The sequence below is a fragment of the Micromonospora sp. NPDC093243 genome (assembly GCF_044753725.1).
Taxonomy (GTDB): Bacteria; Actinomycetota; Actinomycetes; order Mycobacteriales; family Micromonosporaceae; genus Micromonospora.
Genome location: NZ_JBIVNT010000001.1, coordinates 559,890 through 579,441 on the forward strand (window position 1 = coordinate 559,890; position 19,552 = coordinate 579,441).

General features: G+C 72.3%; 15 protein-coding genes. 3 read left to right on the plus strand and 12 right to left on the minus strand.

Going from position 1 to position 19,552, the window contains the following annotated elements:
• Positions 1-150: 150 nt before the first annotated feature.
• From ACIP9D_RS02610 to ACIP9D_RS02645, 8 genes are all read right to left on the minus strand, one after another.
• Entirely contained in the window at positions 151-1,431 is a 1,281-nt protein-coding gene (locus ACIP9D_RS02610) for an ABC transporter substrate-binding protein (protein ID WP_350870226.1), read from the minus strand.
• 71 nt (positions 1,432-1,502) lie between these two features.
• Positions 1,503-2,615 carry a branched-chain amino acid ABC transporter permease gene (locus ACIP9D_RS02615; RefSeq protein WP_400449196.1) on the minus strand — a complete coding sequence of 371 codons (1,113 nt, stop codon included), beginning with the start codon at positions 2,613-2,615 and terminating at the stop codon, positions 1,503-1,505.
• Complete coding sequence (locus tag ACIP9D_RS02620; protein WP_350870228.1) at positions 2,612-3,490, minus strand: branched-chain amino acid ABC transporter permease; 879 nt, start codon at positions 3,488-3,490, stop codon at positions 2,612-2,614. Before ACIP9D_RS02620 ends, ACIP9D_RS02615 begins: the two co-directional genes overlap by 4 nt.
• A gap of 20 nt (positions 3,491-3,510) precedes the next feature.
• Entirely contained in the window at positions 3,511-4,233 is a 723-nt protein-coding gene (locus tag ACIP9D_RS02625; protein WP_350870230.1) for an ABC transporter ATP-binding protein, read from the minus strand.
• Positions 4,234-4,389: 156 nt separating this feature from the next.
• Positions 4,390-5,175 (minus strand): ABC transporter ATP-binding protein, encoded by a 786-nt coding sequence (locus ACIP9D_RS02630; RefSeq protein WP_350870232.1) that lies wholly within the window; start codon positions 5,173-5,175, stop codon positions 4,390-4,392.
• Between the two features lie 135 nt (positions 5,176-5,310).
• Positions 5,311-6,213: an alpha/beta hydrolase gene (locus ACIP9D_RS02635; protein ID WP_350870233.1), complete on the minus strand. Its 903-nt coding sequence runs from the start codon at positions 6,211-6,213 to the stop codon at positions 5,311-5,313.
• A gap of 157 nt (positions 6,214-6,370) precedes the next feature.
• Positions 6,371-7,105 (minus strand): DUF2071 domain-containing protein, encoded by a 735-nt coding sequence (locus tag ACIP9D_RS02640; RefSeq protein WP_350870235.1) that lies wholly within the window; start codon positions 7,103-7,105, stop codon positions 6,371-6,373.
• Positions 7,106-7,210: 105 nt separating this feature from the next.
• Positions 7,211-9,409: a hypothetical protein gene (locus ACIP9D_RS02645; RefSeq protein ID WP_350870236.1), complete on the minus strand. Its 2,199-nt coding sequence runs from the start codon at positions 9,407-9,409 to the stop codon at positions 7,211-7,213.
• A 392-nt stretch (positions 9,410-9,801) separates the two neighbouring features.
• On the opposite strand from ACIP9D_RS02645, the gene ACIP9D_RS02650 reads away from it, so the two are divergent.
• Positions 9,802-10,986 carry a low temperature requirement protein A gene (locus ACIP9D_RS02650; protein WP_350870239.1) on the plus strand — a complete coding sequence of 395 codons (1,185 nt, stop codon included), beginning with the start codon at positions 9,802-9,804 and terminating at the stop codon, positions 10,984-10,986.
• A 60-nt stretch (positions 10,987-11,046) separates the two neighbouring features.
• Here the strand turns inward: ACIP9D_RS02650 and ACIP9D_RS02655 are convergent, their stop codons facing one another.
• Entirely contained in the window at positions 11,047-12,237 is a 1,191-nt protein-coding gene (locus ACIP9D_RS02655) for a low temperature requirement protein A (protein WP_350870240.1), read from the minus strand.
• A 191-nt stretch (positions 12,238-12,428) separates the two neighbouring features.
• Here ACIP9D_RS02655 and ACIP9D_RS02660 point away from each other — a divergent pair, with 191 nt between their 5' ends.
• Positions 12,429-14,807, plus strand: coding sequence for a discoidin domain-containing protein (locus ACIP9D_RS02660; RefSeq protein ID WP_350870242.1), 2,379 nt, complete (start codon positions 12,429-12,431; stop codon positions 14,805-14,807).
• A 73-nt stretch (positions 14,808-14,880) separates the two neighbouring features.
• Entirely contained in the window at positions 14,881-16,932 is a 2,052-nt protein-coding gene (locus ACIP9D_RS02665) for a glycosyl hydrolase family 28-related protein (protein ID WP_350870244.1), read from the plus strand.
• Between the two features lie 97 nt (positions 16,933-17,029).
• Here the strand turns inward: ACIP9D_RS02665 and ACIP9D_RS02670 are convergent, their stop codons facing one another.
• The 3 genes from ACIP9D_RS02670 to ACIP9D_RS02680 all read right to left on the minus strand — a co-directional run bounded on the left by ACIP9D_RS02670 (position 17,030) and on the right by ACIP9D_RS02680 (position 19,379).
• Entirely contained in the window at positions 17,030-18,607 is a 1,578-nt protein-coding gene (locus tag ACIP9D_RS02670) for a Na+/H+ antiporter (RefSeq protein WP_350870246.1), read from the minus strand.
• A 167-nt stretch (positions 18,608-18,774) separates the two neighbouring features.
• Complete coding sequence (locus ACIP9D_RS02675; protein ID WP_350870248.1) at positions 18,775-19,065, minus strand: hypothetical protein; 291 nt, start codon at positions 19,063-19,065, stop codon at positions 18,775-18,777.
• Positions 19,059-19,379 carry a hypothetical protein gene (locus tag ACIP9D_RS02680; protein WP_350870250.1) on the minus strand — a complete coding sequence of 107 codons (321 nt, stop codon included), beginning with the start codon at positions 19,377-19,379 and terminating at the stop codon, positions 19,059-19,061. The genes ACIP9D_RS02675 and ACIP9D_RS02680 overlap by 7 nt, the downstream gene beginning before the upstream one ends.
• Positions 19,380-19,552: the final 173 nt, after the last annotated feature.

Genomic DNA, 19,552 nt, shown 5'->3' on the forward strand with positions numbered 1-19,552 from the left:
CACGAACACCGCATCGCCGCCCCCTTCAGAAAGCAGCATCGACGATGCAGATAGCCGACCTCGCCGCCGCCGGCCCGCGGGCACGACGGCCGGCCGGGCCTGACCGTGGCGGCGGTGCCACGGCCGGACCCGGCCGGCGATCGGTGTGGATCAGGACCCGGTCGGCACCCCGTTCGCCGGCGGTTGCACCGGCGTCGCGGTGTACTCGTTCACCGGCCCGTCGGCCTCGTCGGTCTCGTAGACCGGGCCGAAGTAGCTCTGCGTTCCCCCGCTGACCCGGCTCAACTGCTGCCCGCCGTAGCCGGAGTGGTCGGTCGCCGAGAAGCGCAGCGGCGCCAGCCCGGGCCCCTGGTAGCCGCCCTTGCTCACCGCCTCGGTCACCGACTCCCGGGTGAGGTCCTTGCCCGCGGCGAGCAGCACCTGGACGAAGAGGTAGCCGACCGACATGCCGTAGACGGTGTTGCCGTCGAACGGCGCGTCCCCGTTGTGCTCCTTGTTGACCTTCGTGAAGAGCTGGATCCACGGGTTGGCGGTGTCGTTCTGCATCGGCAGGTAGTTGGTGCCGATCATGCCCTCCAGCAGCGGCGCGGCCTCACCGAGCTGCTTGGCGAGGGTGGGGTGGTCGGCGCCCACGTTGGAGACCATCCACTGCGGCTTGAAGCCGAGCCGCGCGGCGGTGCCGATGGAGAGCGCGGTGAACCCGGGGACCGTGGCGAGGATGACCACCTCGCACGCCGCCGCCTTGAACGCGCCGATCTGCGGGGCGACGTTGGTGTTGCTGGTGACGTAGGTCTGCTTGACCGCCACCGGGCCGAGCACCTTCTCCACGCCGGCGAGGCTGTCCCGGCCGAAGTCGTCGTCCTGGCCGAGGAAGCAGACCTTCTTGCCGGGCAGGGCGGTCTTCACGTGGTTGGCCAGGATCTTGCCCTCCACCGTGTAGTCCGGGTTGAAGCCGAACGTGCCGGGATACTTGTCGGGCTGGTCCCAGCTGCGGCTGCCGGAGGCGACGAAGAGGTCGGGCACCCGGTTGCTCTTGAGGAAGTCGAGCACGCCTGTGTGCGTCGGCGTGCCGAGCCCGTTGAGGATCGCGAACACCTTGTCCTGCAGGACCAGCTGGCGGACCACCTGCTGGGTGTTCGCCGGGTTGTACCCGTCGTCCATGATCTTGTAGGTGATCTTCCGGCCGTGCACACCGCCGTTGGCGTTGACGTAGTCGAAGTAGGCCTTCGTCGCCGGGGCGATCTTCGAATAGCCGGCCGAGGCCGGCCCGGTGAGCGGCATGTGGGTGCCGACCACGATCTCGGTGTCGGTGACGCCGGGGACGGACCCGCGTCCGGGGCTGGACCCGCCGTCACCGCTGCACGCGGCGGCGCTGACGAGCAGGGCGATGGTGCTGGCGATGGCGAGACCGCCTCGTGCCGTGCGGTGCATGGGAACACCGGCCTTTCGTCATCTGGATGTGGTGGTGAGGTGGGGCGCCCGGCCGAGGCCGGACCGAAAGATCAGGACCGCCGGCCCGGCCGGCGGGCTAGCAGGGCGCGACCGAGCCGGGAGAGCAGACCCTGCACGCCGCCGGGCGCCGCGATCATGACCACGATCAGGGTGACGCCGAAGATCGCCAGTGGCAGGTTCCCCTCCAGCCGCTGCGCCGCCGCGGGCGAGAGGGTGAGCAACTCGGTCACCGAGTGACTCAGGTCGGGCAGGGCGACCAGCAGCACGGCGCCCCAGACCGCCCCGGCGAGCCGCCCCAGACCGCCGATCACCACGGCCATCAGCAGGAAGAGCGACAGGGTCAGCGAGAACGCGCCGGGAGACACGCTCTGCGCCAGCACCGCGAGCAACGCGCCGCCGAGCCCAGCGGTCGCGGCGCTGACCACGAACGCGAGGACCTGGGTACGCGCGACGTGGATGCCGGCCAGACGGGCGGCCACCTCGTCGTCGCGGACCGCCCGGAACGTGCGCCCGTAGCGGCTTCGGACGAGGTTGGCCAGCAGCAGCAGGGCGAGCAGGGTGGCCCCGGCGGCGATCCAGAGCTGCCACCGCTCGTAGGGGAAGTAGGCGCCGAGCGCCAACGGTGGCGGCTCGACCGGCACCGACAATCCCTGTTCGCCGTTGAAGACGCCGTCGAAGGTGACCGTCAGGGCGGGCACCACCACCGCCACGGCCAGGGTGACCCCGGCCAGGTACGGCCCGCGCAGCCGGGCCGCGGCCACGCCGACCACGGCGCCGACCACCACCGTGGTGAGCACCGCCGCGGCCAGCGAGATCGGCAGCAGCCAGTGGCCGGTGAACCCCCGGTCGGCGAACGCGTTCTGGCCGAAGGCGACGGTGTAGGCGCCGGTCGCCATCAACGCCCCGTGCCCGAGCGACAGCTGACCGTTGAGCCCGGTCAGCACGGTCAGCCCGGCGGTGGCGCAGAGGTAGGCCGCCACGGTGGCGAGCTGGAAGTTGCGGAACGGCTCGACCGCGTAGCTCAACCCGAAGACCAGCAGCCCGGCGACCGCGACGACGGCGAGGTGTCGCAGCAGAGTGCCGCCGCGATGCGGCGGACCGGCCTGCCGCGCCTCGTCGGCGCTGTGCTGACGGGGCGGGGTGGCCGCCCGGGTGGCGCTCACACCCGCCTCGCCGCGACCGGGGCGAAGAGCCCACCGGGCCGGACCAGCAGCACCGCCAGCAGCAGGACCAGCACCGCCAGCGGGGTGAGGTCGCTGCCGGCGTAGCCGCTGACGTACGACAGCAGCAGGCCGACCACCAGCCCACCGACCACCGCCCCGGGTGGACTGTCCAGCCCTCCGACGACGGCCGCGGTGAACGCCGAGACGAAGACCAGGTCCATCGCGTGCGGATGCAGGCCGAGCTCGGTCGGGATGACCAGCATCGCCGCCAGCGCGCCGACCGCCGAGGCGAGCGCCCAGCCGAGGGTGAGCATCCCGCCCACGTTGACCCCGAGCAGCCGGGACACCTCGGGGGCGAAGGCCGCTGCCCGCATCCGCAGGCCGACCGCGGTCCGGGCGAAGATCCAGGCGAGCGCGCCGACCACCACCCCGACGGTGGCGAAGACGAACAGGTCGTACGGCGACAGCACGGCCAGCCCGCCCACGCTGAACGCACCGCGCGAGAAGGGCGTCTCGGCGGGCCGGAACTCGCTGCCGTAGACCATCCCGAGGACGGCCTGGATCAGCAGCACCAGCCCGAGCGCGACGATCACCGGGTTGAGCGGCGAGGCGTGGTCGATGTGGCGCATCAACGCCCGGTCCACCACCGCGCCGAGCAGTAGACCGGCGGCGAGCGCGGCCAGGAAGCCCAGCCAGTAGGAGCCGGTCGCGGCAGCCACGCCGTACGCGACGTACGCGGCGGCGACGGCCATCGCGCCCTGGGCGAAGTTGACGACCCGCGCCGCCCGCCAGATCAGCACCAGGGCCAGCGCGAACGCGGCGTAGACCGCCCCCCGGGACAGGCCGTCCAGGGTGAGGAACACGAAGCGGTCCAACAGTTCTCCCTCCGGGGTGGTCAGAAACCGAGGTAGGCGTGGCGCAGCTCGACGTCGTCGCGCAGCCGCTCGGCGGGGGCGGTGGTGACCACCCGGCCGAGGGACATCACCACCCCCTGGTCGGCGATCGAGAGCGCGCTGCGCACGTTCTGCTCGACCAGCAGCACGGTCAGGCCGGTGGTGTCCCGCAGCTGCCGCAGCAGAGCCATCGCCCGGGCGACCACGCGCGGCGCCAGGCCGAGCGACGGCTCGTCGAGCAGGAGCAGGCGGGGCCGACCGACCAGCGCCCGGCCGAGCGCGAGCATCTGCCGCTCGCCGCCGGAGAGCTGGTGCCCGAGATGCCGCCGGCGCCGGGCCAGCGGCTCGAACAGCTGGTAGACCTCGTCGAGGGCCCGGTCCGCGTCGGCCCGGTCGCGCCGCCACAGCCCGCCGAGGCGCAGGTTCTCGTCCACCGTGAGCTCGCCGATCACCCCACGTCCCTCGGGCACGTGCGCCATCCCGCGGCGCACCAACTGCTCCACCGGCGTGCCGCGCAGGTCGTCGCCGTCGAGCAGGACCTGCCCGGCCGACGGGCGCAGCATGCCGGAGACGGCGCGCAGCAGGGTGGTCTTGCCGGCGCCGTTGGCGCCGACCACAGCCGCGATGGTGCCGGCCGGGACGGTGAGGTCGACGGCGTGCAGCACCGGCGCGGCGCCGTAGCCCGCGACCAACCCGCGCACCACCAGGAGGTCTTCCCCGCTCATGCCGTCGACTCCCTTCGGTCGCCGACGGCACGAGGCTCGACCGCACTGCGCCTGATGATTCGCTCGCTCCGCTCCCTCATGCCGTCGACTCCCTTCGGTCGCCGACGGCACGAGGCTCGACCGCACTGCGCCTGATGATTCGCTCGCTCCGCTCGCTCATGATGTTGCCTCCTCGACGGTGGCGCCGAGGTAGGCGTCGGTGACGGCCGGGTCGTCGCGGACCTCGTCGGGGGTGCCGGCGGCGATCACCCGCCCGAAGTCCAGCACCACGAGCTCGTCGCAGACGGACATCACCAGGTCCATGTGGTGCTCGACCAGGAGCACCGCGCACGGATCGGGGTCGCGGCGGGGCAGCTGCCGGATCAGCTCGGCCAGCTCGGCGATGTCGTCGGCACCCAACCCGCCGGCGGGCTCGTCGAGCAGCAGCAGCCGGGGCTTGGCGGCGAGCGCGCGGGCCAGCGCCACCCGCTGGCGTACGGCGAAGGGCAGCGTGCCCGGCATCGTGCCGGCGTGCGCGGCGATGCCGAGCCCGGCGAGGACGTCGAGCGCGTGCCGACGCAGCCGCGCCTCGTCGCGATCGCTGCCGGGCAGCCCGAGCAGGGCCGGCAGGAAGCCCGCCCGCGCGGTGTGCGAGGCCCCGGCCATCACGTTCTCCAGCACCGTCAGGCCGGCGAAGAGCCCGGTGCCCTGCAGGGTCCGGGCGATGCCGAGCCGGGTGAGCTGATGCGGTCGCGGTCGCAGGGGCCGACCGTCCAGAGTGAGCGAGCCCGCCTCCGGCCGGATGAAGCCACAGATGACGTTGAACAGGGTGGTCTTGCCGGCGCCGTTGGGGCCGATCACCCCGACCACCCGGCCGGGAGGCACCCGCAACGAGACGTCGTCGAGGGCGGTGAGGCCTGAGAAACGCACCCCGATGTGGTGCAGCGCGAGCCCGTCCTCCATCAGCCATCCCTCGCTCAATGGCGGGTGTTATTTACACTCGCAGTGTACATTTCCGCGTTACCGCGTCAATACCTTCGATGTTTCGATCCCGGCGCGACGGGGCGGCCGCCGCGGCGGCCGCCCCGCTGCTCACCGTCAGGCGCTCGGGCAGGTGTTGCGGTATTCCTCGATCTGCGTGCCGCTCGGCCCCGGGCAGAGGAACTGCTCGTAGCGGGTGTCGTTGTCGACGAACCGCTTGAGCCAGGCCACCATCTGCCGCGCGGTGGGCGTGTTCACCGTCTGCGGAAAGAAGTGGCTCGCCCCGTTGAGCTCCAGGTACGCCTTCTCCGCCGACGACGGAATGCTGTTGTAGAACGGCACCGAGTGCGACGAGACCGGGGCGACGCTGTCGGACTCGCCACCGATGATCAGCGTCGGCACCTGGAGCTCCGACCAGGTCTTGTCCAGGTTCCACGGCGCGAGCGGCACGGCGGCCTGCAACGACGGCCGGTCCGAGGCCGCCTCCAGGCTGCCCCCGCCGCCCATCGAGTGACCGGCCACGGCGAGCCGACTGCCGTCGATCCGGCTCCGCACCGAGCTGCGCTCAACCAGATAGTCGAGCGCGGCCAGTAGCTGCCGGCCCCGGCTGTCCGGCTGGTCGAGCCGGGAGTTCGTCTCGATGCCGATCACCACGAAGCCGTGCGAGGCGATCCGGGGACCGAGCCAGCTGATGCTGGACCAGGCGGCGGTGTAGCCGGGCGAGATGGCGATGGCGCCGAAGGTGCCCTCGCTGGTGCTGGTCGGGTAGTAGACGACACCGCCGCCGAAGCCGGTGACGCTCAACGACGAGACGTTCTGCGAGGCGGTGGCGAACGGGCCGCGGCTGGCCTCGAGCAGCGAGACGGTCGGTGCCGGACCCCGCTCGTACGGGTTCTCGGCGGCCTGGGCCGTACCGGCCGGCGCGGCCAGCGCGGCACCGGCGGCCAGGGCGGCGGCCAGCGCGAGCCGGGCGACCCGGACGGCGGACGGACGGGGACGGGTGGTGGTTGGTGATGACACGTCGGGCACTCCCTAGCGGTGGGATATATCGACGTGTGCAAGTCTTCGGCGGCGCTGCCGGCCGCCGCATCGGTGAAATCACCAGTCCCGGGAGGCGCCGGCGGGCTGCCCGGAACGGTCCTTCGCGCCCGTGCCGCCGAGCTGGATCCGCCGCAGGTCAGCGCAGGACGGCGGGCGCGCCGAAGCGCACCGGGACGCCGGGCGAGTAGAGCACGCTCACCGGCGCCGACGCCGGTGCGGGCAGCCCGGCCGCGCGGACCAGTTGGTCGTCCAGGTGCACCAGCTCCGCGCGGTGCAGCGGCCAGCGAGGGTGGACGTTGGGCAGGTGCAGGGTCCGCCCGTGGGCGCGGGTGTGCAGCCCCCAGCGCGCGGTGAGGAAGTGCTCCAGCGGGCTCGGCTCGGCGAGCGCGGCGCCGACCCGGACGCTCAGCTCGCTGCTGGCGCCGCGCGGCCCGGGCCAGCGCCGGCGGCAGGTGTAGGTCAGCAGGTCACCGTCGCGGCGCAACCGCATCCGCGACCACAGGTACGGCAGCCGCAGGCTGACCCGCGCGACCAGGACGGGCACCAGCCGGGCGGCGTCCAGTGACCGGAACACCACGGCCCGACGCCCGGCGGTGTCGACGCTGTACACCCGCACGTTGGTCTCACAGAACGTGCCGAGGTAGGGCAGCCCCGGCCCGGCGAACAGCCCGAGCCCCACCATCCGGAACGCGATCAGCCCCACGTACGTCTGTCCGGCCAGGACGTCCGGCCGGGTCCCCGGCGGCAGCAGCGGCGCCACCACCTCCGGGTCCACCGCCCAGTGCAGGAAGGTGAGATCCCGCCAGCGTTGGACCAGCACCGGCCGGCGCAGCGGCCGGATCGCCTCGGCCGTGATTTCCTCGGCGTCCATCCGGGCATTGTCGCGCGGCCCGGGCCGGTGGCCCGTCCCCGCCACTCGGGCGCGGCGCCTCGTCCTGGGCCCGATCCGGAGCAGGCGGCGCCGCCCCGGCGTCCGCTACGTCGACCCGGCGCTCGGGTCCGCCGGCTCCCGGAGACGCTTCACCAGCTCGCGTACCGCCTCGATGAACGGCTCGTCGGCCTCGCACGGCCCGTGTCCCTGGATCGGGGGTGGGACGCTGTCGCCCGGTGGGGCCACCACGTCTCGGGGGTCTCTCAGCCGGCGGTCCACCGTGCCCGCCGGGCCGCCGACGGTGGGCGGCGCGCTCGGCCGGTGGGCGGAGAAGATCCAGCCGCCGACGGGGTCGGTGTCCCGCCACAGGTTCGCCCACCGCCACCCGATCCGGCCGCCGATCTCGTGCAGCACCGCGCTGTCGATGTAGGCGGGAAAGAGCCGGGCATAGAGCCGGCGCAGCGGTGACCCGTAGGTGAGCAGGGCGACCCGGCCGCCAACCCGTGCCGGTAACTGGAGCACCGTCGCGGCGAGCAGGACCGAACCGTGGCTGTGCCCGGTGAGCAGCACCGCGTTGCCGCTCTCGACCAGGTAGGTGATCCGTCGGGTCAGCTCCGGCACGGCCCGTTCGGCATAGCAGGGTGGCGAGAACGGATGGGCGGCTCGGGGCCAGAAGGTGCCCAGGTCCCACAGGATGCCCACGTTGCGCCGGAACTCGATGGTCCGGTAGGCGAAGATCGCGCCGATGATCAGGCCTAGGATGACCGCCGCGATCGCCCAGCTGCCGGCCGCGATGCCGAAGGTGAACAGGCCCGCCGGCACCCCGGCGAACCGCTCGATGAGGTCACCCGGATACCACTGCAGCAGAGCGATGGTGGTGGTGGCCGTACCCAGGCCGGTGAGACAGCCGTAGACCGCGGCGAGCGGGATCAGGGTCTCGGTGAACCGGGCCCGGGCGATGGCCCGGCGTACCTGCCGTAGTCGGGGTCCGGCCTCCGCCGGCGGGTCCGGGTAGTCCTGCGCGACGACCGCCGCCGCGGCGCGGTGCCGTCCGCCTCGGGAGATCAGGATCACCAGGCCCACGACGATCAGGGTCAGCAGCAACGCTCGGAAGAACCCGTAGATCGCCCAGGTGTAGGCCTGCGGCGGGCCGGTGGCGATGCCCTCTCCGGTCGGCGCGTCGCGGTCCAGGAAGTCGGCCACCCGGTAGACCAGTTCGGCCGAGAACGCCACCGCCAGGCTGATCGCCGCGGCGGCCATCACCAGCGCTCCCAGCCCTGCCAGCGGTTTGGCACCCGGCTCTCGGTCCCGTTGCCAGAGCAGCATCGCGCCCAGGGCGGCGAGCAGCGCCGTCTGGGTGGCGAACAGCCAGATGAGGATCGGCTCGTAGCCGGGCAGGTTCGCCGCCTCGCGCCACGGCGCCGGGCTGGTCAGCACGTGGGCCACGACCACGCCGGTCAGGACGATGGCGATCGTCCGCAGCGTGCGGGTGATCCGGTCGAGTCGCCGGTCCGCGGCGGCCCGGTCGATCAGCGGTGGCGTGCAGAGCAGGATCACGCAGGCGACCAGGACCGCCACGGTGAGCACCGCCAGCGCGACCGTGGCAGCCGAGGCGCCGGCTGCGGCCCGGGCGGCGAGCAGGGTGACGCTCAGGGTCGCGAACGCCGCCGCGACGTGGATGGAGCGCAGCCGGCCCACCAGCGGCTCGGCGTCCCACCGGCCGACCGCGCCGAGCCGGTGCCCGGAAACCTCCTCCTCCGGGGCACGGAACGCCTCGAACGCCCGACCCGGGCGGGTGCTGAGCCACCAGATCAGACCGATGGCGGCGACCGGGACCAGCGTGAACTCCGCCAGCCGCGGTCCGGCCGGTTGCCCGCCCAACCAGGACAACCAGCTGCGCCCGGCCAGACACTGTGGTGTGGCCAGGCACTTCCAGGCGAGCAGGTCCAGGGCGACGCCGGCGATGGCGAGCGTGTACAGCGCGGTGAGCGTGAGGGCCAGCAGCCGGCACAGGGACCTGACGACCGCCTCCGAGCCGGGGCTCGCCGGACGCATCCAGATCGCCACGTTGACCAGCATGAAGGGCAGCAGGAACACCAGCGCCAGGGTGCGCAGCACGGTCCCGGACGGCAGATCACCCCAGCGGTACGCCTCCCGCGTCACCTCGCCCGCACCCCGGGCGCCCGGGCTCCGGGGCCGGTAGAAGCCGCCGATCCGGTCGCCCGCGACCTGCTCCGTCGGTGGCAGGTCCAACGCCCGCTCGGCGCTCGCGCCGGTGATCCCGTGCACCCGCAGCTCCACCACACCGGCGGGCCTTCCTGGCCCGCTCAACCGCGCTGGTCCATCCGACATCGCCCCCCGAGGCGTCCCGGTAGCCCCCGCCCCGCGATCCGGCCGGGAGCGGCCCGCCACCCGCGTGGCAGACCGGGATCTACCCGGCCACATCGGGCCTAACCGTGGGAAAACGCAGTCGATGTCCTTTCGGCGAGCCTGCCGCGGCCCCCGGCGCGCCGACCGGCGGCTCGACCGGTCGATCCGGGGGCCGGACCGTCGCACCCGACCGGCGGCCGGCGCACCGCCCGTTCCGGCGACGACCCGCCCGTTCCGGCTCGACCGGTCGAGCCGCTCGCTAGCGTGGCAGGTGGCCCGAGACCGGTCGCGGCTTCTCCGGCGCACCGCCAGAGGAGGCAGCCGCGGTGACGTCCAGTCCACTCCCCCGCATCCTGCGCCGGCGCGGCGAGCCGGAGTATCCGACCTTCCTGGAACTCTTCTTCGACCTGGTCTACATCTTCATGCTCTCCCGGCTCGCCGCCGGCTTCGCCCAGGACCTCAGCCTCCGGGGCGCGGCGCAGACCGCCGTCCTGCTGATGGCGGCCTGGTGGGTCTGGGTGCTGACCGCGTGGCTCACCGACCTGTTCGATCCGCGGCTGCCGATCATCCAGGCCACGGTCCTGGCGGTCATGCTCGGCACCCTGCTCATGGCCATCGCGGTGCCGGAGGCGTTCGGCCGCTACGGGTGGCTCTTCGTCGCGGCGTACTTCGGCATCCACCTGGTGCGCGACGCCGTGCTCATCCCCGGCACCCGGGTGAACCCGCCGATCCAGGCCAGGAGCATCCGGGTCTTCTTCTGGTTCGGAGTCACCGCCACGCCGTGGGTGGCCGGGGTGTTCGTGGAGGGCACCAGCCGGCTGCTCCTCTGGGCGCTCGCGGTGGCGATCGACCTCGGCTCGGCTCGGTTCGGCTGGCCGACGCCGAGGATGGGACGTACCGAGTTGGCCAGCCAGATCTTCACCGGGACGCACCTCTCCGAGCGGCACCGGGCGATCTTCATCATCGCGCTGGGCGAGCTGGTCCTGACCACCGGCCGAGGGCTGTCCCTCAGCGAGTTCCAGGCCGGCCAGACGATGGCGAGCGCTCTCGGGTTCGGCAGCGCGGTACTGCTGTTCCTACTCTACTTCCACCGCGTACGGCAGCTTCTCGCACCGCCGAACGTCACGGTGGTCGAGCGGGTCCGCCCCGGCACCTCCACCTCCTACAGCCACCTGGTCATGGTGGCCGGGGTGCTGGTGGTGTCGACAAGCATCTCGCTGGTCACCGAGCGACCGTTCGGGCCGACGTCGGCCAGCTGGGTGGCGCTCATTCTCGGCGGGCCGGCGCTGTTCCTGCTCGGCAGCGCACTGTTCGACGCCGTCGTCACCGGCCGACTCCTCTGGTCGCGGGCGCTCGGCGTGGTGGTGCTGGGTGGGCTGGCACCCGCGGCGGCGCAGCTTCCGCCGTTGGCCGTGCAGGTCGTCGCGAACCTGGTCCTGCTTCTCATCCTGGTCGGGGAGACGTGGGCTCCCCGACTGCGGCTGTTCGGCGCAACCGCGCCGGCGCGTTGAGCATCGGCAGCGCGGGGCGGGACGCTGGCAGCGCGAGCGGCCGCGCCGGCGTGGTGAGCGTCAGCCGTGCGCGGGGGGTCTGGGCGAGCGCGCGTGCCGGCGGGTGCTCACCAGGTTCGCGGCGGCGATGAGCAGCAGGACGGCCACCGAGAGCAGGGCGACGCCGAGCGGCGGCAGCCGGGTCGCGACCGGGGCGACGGCGCCCAGCAACGCCAGCCCGACCAGCCGGGACCGGGAGATGCGGGCGAACACGGTGTAGTCGAGCACCCCCCGGCCGACCAGGAAGAGCGCCGGTCCGCCCAGGATGACCGTCGCCCAGTTGGCCGGTGTCGGCCCGAACGGACGGGCGACGACCAGATGGGCGGTGACCGCCACCCCGGCGATGCCGGCCACCATGATCAGGTGGGTGACCGCGGCGCTCTGGGTGAGCAGCGACGGGTTCGTCGCCCGGGCGATCGCCTCGGTCAGCAACTCCCCCGCGCGGTAGATGTAGATCCGCCACATCAGCACCACACCCGTGAACATCACCACCAGGGCCATGGCACGGCCCGCCGTGTGGTCGTGCAGGCTGTACATCGTCGCGGTGACGAAGAGTGCCGCACCAAGCGCGATGATGACGAACTGCCGGTACCGCTCGGCGACCCGCTCGCCGATCAGCCGCCACTCCTGCGGCTGGGATCGGCCGAGCCGGGGCACCGGCCAGCCGAGTGAGGCGGCGGTGTACTCCGTCGTCACGGCCGCCGCCCAGAGCGCCAGACGGGTGGGGCCGTCGGTCAGTCCCCCGCCGACCCAGCCGACGGCGGCGATCGCGTACCAGAAGAGGATCCTTCCGCTGCGCCGTGGTTCGGGCGCCTTCCGGTCGAACAGCAGGTAGTAACCGGACGAGCCGAGGTGGATGGCCAGGTAGGTGAGCGCGAAGAGCAGGCCTCGCCCGTCGTACGCCTCCGGCGCTGCGGCCGCCAGTAACAGGCTGGCCGCCGCCACCGCGATGAACTGCGCCTGGACCAGCGGCCGGGAGAGGTCGAGGCTGTCGGCGGCCCACGTCGTGATCGCCCAGACCAGGGTGAAGGCGAGCAGCAGCACCAGTACCTCGGCGAACCCGGTCCAGGTCAGGTTCTCGGCCAGGGTCTTCACGAGCGAGATGAGCGCGAAGACATAGACCAGGTCGAAGAAGAGTTCGAGGAAGGCCGGGCGGCCCGGTGAGGTGGCGGTGGCCGCCGGCTCGGCGCCACCGTCCGCTGTCATCGCCATCGCGCCCCACCCGGCCCGGCTTCACCGTCCCTGCCGACGTTACGGGGAGGCGGGGGCCGCCAGCCGTACCATCCAGTTCTTACAGGATTGTGGCCGGTGTCTTTCATGGAGCAGTCGAAGTATTGCGGTCCTGTGTCGACGGCTGGCATGATGGCCGTCAATTCCCTCCTACCCCCGAAGGAGCGGTTGCCATGGCGCTCACCCGCCGCACACTGATCGGGTCCGTGGCGGCGGGGTCCGCGCTCGCCACCCTTCCCGATCTGGTTCCAGCTCTCACCCCCGCCGCCGCCGCGGCCAGCCCGCCCGGCGACGTGGTCGGCAAGATCACCGTCGGCTATCAGGGGTGGTTCAGTTGCCCGGGCGACGGCGCGCCGATCGGCGGCTGGTGGCACTGGAGCCGGGACCGGTTCCAGCCACCCTCACCGAGCAACACCACGATCATCTCCTGGCCGGACATGCGGGAGTACGACCACGGCTACACCACCGCGTACCCCAACCTCGGCAACGGCCAGCCGGCCCGGCTCTTCTCCTCCTACGACCAGCAGACCGTCGACACCCACTTCCGCTGGATGCAGGAGCACGGCTGCGACACCGCGGCGTTGCAGCGGTTCAACCCGTTCGGCGACGAGGGCCCGACCCGCGACGCGATGGCGGCCAAGGTACGCAGCGCGGCGGAGCGGTTCGGTCGCAAGTTCTACATCATGTACGACGTCACCGACTGGACGGCGATGCAGTCGCAGATCAAACAGGACTGGACGACCAAGATGTCGGCGCACACCGCGTCGGCCGCGTACGCCCGGCAGAACGGTAAGCCGGTGGTCTGCATCTGGGGCTTCGGCTTCAACGACCCCGGCCGCCCGTTCACCCCGGCCCCCTGCCTCGACGTGGTCAACTGGTTCAAGGCACAGGGCTGCTACGTCATCGGCGGCGTGCCGACGCACTGGCGACGCGGCGTCGAGGACTCCCGGCCCGGATTCTCCGAGGTCTACCACGCCTTCCACATGATCTCGCCGTGGATGATCTACCGGGCCACCACCCTCGAGGGCCTGGACGACTACTACACCAACGTCAACACTCCCGACCTGGCCGACTGCGCGGCGCACGGGATCGACTACCAGCCCTGCGTCATGCCGGGCGACCTGTCGGCCGGACACCGCCGGCACGGCGACTTCTACTGGCGACACCTCTACAACATGATCCGCCTCGGCTCGCAGGGCCTCTACGTCTCGATGTTCGACGAGTACAACGAGGGCAACCAGATCGCCAAGACCAGCGAGACGCAGGCGACCACGCCGGCCGGCGCGGGCATCCGGGCGCTCGACGAGGACGGCACCCCCTGCTCCGCCGACTACTACCTGCGGATCACCGCCGACGGCGGCCGGATGCTCAAGGGGCAGCTCGCGCTCACACCGGTGCGGCCGACGCCGCCGGTGCTCGGCGGCGGACCGCCGCCGAGCGGCAACCTGGCCGCCGGCCGGCCCACCAGCGCAAGCAGCCAGAACGGATCGTTCACCGCCGGCAACGCCGTCGACGGCGACCGGGGCAGCTACTGGGAGGGCAGCAACAACGCCTTCCCGCAGTGGTGGCAGGTGGACCTGGGCGCCGGCCACCCGGTCAACCGGTTGGTCCTCGCCGTACCGCCCGGTTGGGAGGCGCGCACCCAGACCCTCTCGGTGCAGGGCAGCACCGACGGCAGCACCTTCACCACCCTCGCCCCGGCTGCCGGGATCCGGTTCGACCCCGCCTCCGGCAACACGGCCACCGTCACCGTGCCGACCACCACGGCCCGCCACGTCCGGGTGACCATCACCGGCAACACCGCCTGGCCCGCGGCGCAGCTCGGCCAGGTCGAGGTGTACGCGGGCACGGCCACCCCCACCCCGCCGACCGCACCGGGCAACCTCTCGGTCACCGCGAAGAGCGCCACCAGCGTCTCGCTGGCCTGGACCGCCGCCACCGACGCGGACGGGATCGCGGGTTACCAGGTCCGCCGAGGTGGCCAGCCGGTCGCCTCGGTCACCGGCACCTCGGCCACCGTGGGCGGGCTGAGCCCGGCCAGCGCGTACACCTTCACCGTGGTCGCGCTGGACACCACCGGCGCGCAGTCGCAGCCGTCGAACGCGGTCACCGTGACCACCGACCCGGCGCCCCAGGGCGACCTCGCCCGGGGCCGGCCGACCGCGGAGAGCGGCCACACCCAGAGCTACGGCAGCGGCAACGTGGTCGACGGCAATCCCGACACCTACTGGGAGAGCGCCAACAACGCCTTCCCGCAGTGGGTGCAGGTCGACCTCGGCTCAACCACCACGATCGGGCGCGTCGTGCTCCGGCTGCCGCCGTCACCGGCCTGGCAGACCCGGACCCAGACGCTATCGGTGCAGGGCAGCACGGACGGCGCCACCTGGAGCACCCTGGTCGCCTCGGCGGGGCGGGTCTTCGACCCGGCCACCGGCAACCAGGTCACGCTGACCTTCGGAGCAGTCGCCACCCGCCATGTACGGGTCCGGATCACCGCCAACACCGGCTGGCCCGCCGGCCAGCTCTCCCAACTCGAGGTCTATTCCGCCTGAACCGCGGCCGCCTGCGCCCGAATGTCGGTGGCGGCCGCCGCACCACCTCACCCCGAACAGAGATGAGTCCTTGATGACCCGGAGCATCCGCGCGGCGCTGCCGCGCACCCGACGCCGGCCCACCGCGGCGGTCGCCGCCGCCACGGCGCTGGCCACCGCGATCGGCATCCTGGCCGGCGTGCCGGCCAGTGCCGCCACGGGCAAGCAGCCCGGCCACGCCGGCGCCGCACCGGTGGTGACCCGCGCCGCCCTCGATCCGAAGCTGGTCGCCGGCCGTGGGGCCCCGGTCGCCTTCCTCGAACAGGAGGCGGAGAACGCGGCGACCAACGGCGAGGTCATCGGCCCGGACCGGAGCGCCTACACGCTGCCGTCGGAGGCCTCCGGCCGGCGGGCGGTCAAGCTGGTCCCCGGCCGGTACGTCGAGTTCACCCTGCCGGCGGCGGCCAACGCGATCACCGTGCGCTACAGCATCCCGGACGCGCCCTCGGGCGGCGGCATCACCGCTCCGCTCGACGTCGCGGTCAACGGCAAGCGGACCCGGACGATGACCCTGACCTCGCAGTACGCGTGGCTCTACAACCAGTACCCGTTCAGCAACGACCCGAATGCCGGGCTGCTGCACCCGGACTGGTGGATCACCGAGTGTTCCTGCGTGCCCGCCGCCACCACCCCGTACCCGAGCATCCCCACGCCGTTCCGGCCCAGCCACTTCTACGACGAGCAGCGACTGCTGCTCGACCGCACCTACCGCGCGGGCGACCGGATCCGGCTCACCGCGCCGGCGGGCAGCAACGCCGCGTGGACGGTGATCGACCTGCTCGACTCCGAACTGGTCGCCCCGCCGCGCGTCCGGTTGCTCGCCGCGAACGTGCTGGCCTTCGGCGCCGACCCCACCGGACGCCGGGACTCGGCCCCGGCGATCGAACGGGCCATCGCCTTCGCCAAGCGCACCGGGCTGAGCGTCTACCTGCCGCCCGGCACCTTTCAGGTCAACCGGCACATCATCGTCGACGACGTGCGGATCGAGGGCGCCGGCAACTGGTACACCGTCATCAAGGGCCGGGAGGTGACGCTGCCCGCCCCGGCGCCGGACGGCTCGGTGCACACCGGCGTCGGCTTCTACGGCAAGGACGCCGCCAACGGCGGCAGCCGCAACGTGCACCTCTCCGGCTTCGCCATCGAGGGCGACGTCCGGGAGCGGATCGACACCGACCAGGTCAACGGCGTCGGCGGCGCGATGAGCGACTCCACCATCGACGGGCTGCACATCCGGCACACCAAGGTCGGCATCTGGTTCGACGGGCCGATGCGCAACGTACGCGTCACCAACAACATCATCGTCGACCAGATCGCGGACGCGTTGAACTTCCACACCGGCGTCACCGACTCGCGGGTGGCACAGAACTTCGTCCGCAACACCGGCGACGACGGGCTGGCCATGTGGTCGGAGGCGACGGCGAACGCGCGCAACACCTTCGACCGCAACACCGTGCAGTCGCCGGTGCTGGCCAACGGCATCGCGATCTACGGCGGCACGGACAACACCGTCTCGAACAACCTGATCGCCGACCCGGTCCGCGAGGGCAGCGCCATCCAGGTCGGTTCCCGGTTCGGGGCCGAGCCGTTCACCGGGCACCTGTGGATCACCGGCAACACCACGGCCCGCGCCGGCACGTACGAACTGAACTGGAACATCGGCCTCGGCGCCATCTGGCTCTACGCGCTCGACCGCAGCATCGACGCGCGGATCGAGGTGGTCGGGGACACCTACCTGGACAGCACCTACAACGCGATCATGCTGGTCAGCGAATGGTCGGTGAAGGACCTCTACTCGATCAGCAACGTGCACTTCCGCGACATCCGGGTCGACGGCACCGGCACGTCGGTGGTGAGCGCCCGCTCGGCCGGCTCGGCGTCCTTCGAGAACGTGGACGCCCGGCACGTGGGCGCGGTGGGGGTCAACAACTGCGGGTCGTTCCACTTCACCCCGGCCGGCTCCGAGTTCAGCCTGGACGACCTCGGCGGCAACGACGGGGGTTGGCTAGCCGACTGGCAACTGCCAAACACCATCACCTGTGACGACCGCCCCCCGGTCGTCCCCCCACCCCCACCAACCACCTGGTAGCCCAGACCCCCGGCACGGTCGATCATGCAGTTGTGGTGCCCGGTGCGCAGTGGTTCGCACCCTGCGTCCCCCACCACAACTGCATGATCGTCGCGCACTAGTCCGGCGCTTCCGGGCCCAGCAGCCGGATCTCCTCGATGTCCAGGACCGCCTGCAGATCGCGCAGCACCACGTCGTCGATCTCGTTCGCGTCGCGCATCCGGGTGATCTCCCGACGTTTGCGTTCGAGCAGACCGAGCCGCAGCTGCCGCTCCACCTCGCGGGCCCGCGGCGCCCCCTCCTCCTGCTCCGCGGCGCGGATGTCGTCGAGCAGCGCCTCGTAGTCGGTCCGTACCCGGCTGACCACGTCCTCGCCGGCGCCGATCTCGTTGGCCACCTCAGGCAGCGCCGCGAGGCTCACCTTCCCCGCCCTTATCCGGGCCAGCCGCACCTCGTCGACGCGCTGCTGGTCGCCGGTCAGGCCGGCCCAGCGCACCAGCAGCGGCAGGGTGGTGCCCTGGACCAGCATGATCGACAGGATCGCCACCGCGGTGCAGAAGATGATCAGATCTCGCTCCTCGACCGGTCGGCCGTTCGTCATGGCCAGCGGCACCGCCAGCGCCGCGGCGAGCGAGACGGCGCCGCGGAAGCCGGACCAGCCGGCCACGGTCCGCACCCGCCAGGACACCCGGTTCTCGCGCTGCGACTCACCGCGGTAGAAGAGCCGGAACAGGTACGGGGTGAACCACACCCAGGCCAGCCGGGTCGCCACCACCACGAGCGTGACCACCAGCGCGATGACCAGCGCGCGCTGGGTCGAGACGCTGGTGACGCTGCGGACCGCGCGGGGGATCTGCATCCCGAGCAGCACGAACAGCCCACCGTTGATCATGAAAGTGGAGAGGTCCCAGAACCCGAGGGCCAGCACCCGGGACCGGGCCCGGATCACCCGCGGGCCCGCGTAGGCGAGCACCAGGCCGGCCACCACCACCGCCAGCACCCCGCTGGCGTGGACGGCCTCGGCGAGCAGGAAGGCGGCGAACGGGGTGAGGACGCTCAACGCGCCCTCCCGCAGCGGGTCGTCGATGTGCCGGCGCACCAGCACCACGATGAGGCTGACCGCCAGCCCGGCGGCGATGCCGCCGACGAAGGAGAGGCTGATCTCCCCGAGGAGATCGAGCGGCCCCGGCACGGCCCCGCCGGCGAGCAGGCCGACCGTGACGGCGAAGAGCACCAGCGCCGTGCCGTCGTTGATCAGGCTCTCCGCGTGCAGGGTGGTCAGCAACCGGCGAGGCATCCGCTTCGCGAGACCGGAGACCGCGGCGGCGTCGGTCGGCGCCAGCACCGCACCGAGCACCCAGGCCGCCGCCGGGTTGACGCCGAGCGCCTGCGCGGCCAGCGACACCGTGAACATCGTGAGCCCCACCAGCACCACGGCGAGCAGCCCGATCACCACGAGGTTGTTCCGGATCTCCCGCAGGCTGGTGGTCAGGGCCTCCCGGTAGAGGATCGCCGGCAGGAAGAGCACCAACACGACCTCGGGGCTGAGCACCACGTGCGACAGCGGTGGGATGAGGGCCAGCAGCGCCCCCATGCCGATGAGCAGGACCGGTGGCGCGACGCGGTAACGCCCCCCGATCGTGGTGCCGACGAGCACGGTGGCGCCCAGCACCACGAGCAGCACGAGCGCTGCCACGTCCCCTTCCACGTCGCACCCCCCGCCGTCGCCCTGGCGACCTGCCCGCAGCCAACTCCACTGTCGCGGCTGTCCGCGGGTCGCGGAGGCGGAACGGGCTCAGCCGCGCGACGGGAGCGGTGGCGAGGCCGGGACGAGCCCGGCGCGGCGCGCGGGGTACGGCGTCCTCAGCAGAACCAGCCGTCCTGGACCCAGCCGCGACGGTTGATGTGTCCGTAGGCGAAGCCGTACACGTAGCCGCCGCTGCGGGGGCCCTCGACGAGGAAGGTCTGGCCACGGTACAGCGTGCCCATCCAGGCGCCGTTCGGCTCGGTGCGGACGAACAGGTCAGCCGCGCAGACGGTCTCCCGCTCACCGATCGTGCCGTTGGCCGCCTGCGCCGGTCCGGCTGGCGCGACGGCGGTCGCGAGGACCGCGGCGGCGCAGACGACGCCGGCGCGGCGGAGCAGTCTCACCACGAGTCGTACCCCCCGATGCACTCGATGCGCAGGTAGCCCCAGTCGTTGGGCCCGAAGTCGAAGGCGGCCGCCCAGCCGTTGTAGACGGGGTGGGCGCCGGGAGTATGGCCGATCTTGTTGCCGTATTCCAGCACCCGCTTCAGCCCGTGCGGGCCGCCGGCGGAGTCGTAGTTGGCATAGAAGCTCGCGCTCTGGCAGACGACCACGGCGTGCCGGGGCACCACCGGATCGGCGTGCGCGACGCCGGTGGAGAGCGGGGCCGCCAGCGCGGCGACCGCGAGAACGGCGACGAACCGGGCTTCCCGACGACGCATGTGACCTCCCCGAGTCGGTACCCGCCGACGGTACCAAAACAATCGGCCTTGATCTATGGATGGGAGCCAGGCGCCGATCCCACCCATGTTGCTCAATGCCACCGCGACGTCGTCCCCGGGCCGCATAGGCTGATCGACGGTGACGGCATGTCCGGTTCGTCGACTGGAGGTGT

Coding starts and splice junctions, on each gene's coding strand:
- ACIP9D_RS02630 (WP_350870232.1), bottom strand. CDS start 5,175: ATGGAGGACGGGCTCGCGCTGCACCACATCGGGGTGCGTTTCTCAGGC.
- ACIP9D_RS02680 (WP_350870250.1), bottom strand. CDS start 19,379: ATGCGTCGTCGGGAAGCCCGGTTCGTCGCCGTTCTCGCGGTCGCCGCG.
- ACIP9D_RS02640 (WP_350870235.1), bottom strand. CDS start 7,105: ATGGACGCCGAGGAAATCACGGCCGAGGCGATCCGGCCGCTGCGCCGG.
- ACIP9D_RS02610 (WP_350870226.1), bottom strand. CDS start 1,431: ATGCACCGCACGGCACGAGGCGGTCTCGCCATCGCCAGCACCATCGCC.
- ACIP9D_RS02660 (WP_350870242.1), top strand. CDS start 12,429: ATGGCGCTCACCCGCCGCACACTGATCGGGTCCGTGGCGGCGGGGTCC.
- ACIP9D_RS02625 (WP_350870230.1), bottom strand. CDS start 4,233: ATGAGCGGGGAAGACCTCCTGGTGGTGCGCGGGTTGGTCGCGGGCTAC.
- ACIP9D_RS02665 (WP_350870244.1), top strand. CDS start 14,881: ATGACCCGGAGCATCCGCGCGGCGCTGCCGCGCACCCGACGCCGGCCC.
- ACIP9D_RS02655 (WP_350870240.1), bottom strand. CDS start 12,237: ATGGCGATGACAGCGGACGGTGGCGCCGAGCCGGCGGCCACCGCCACC.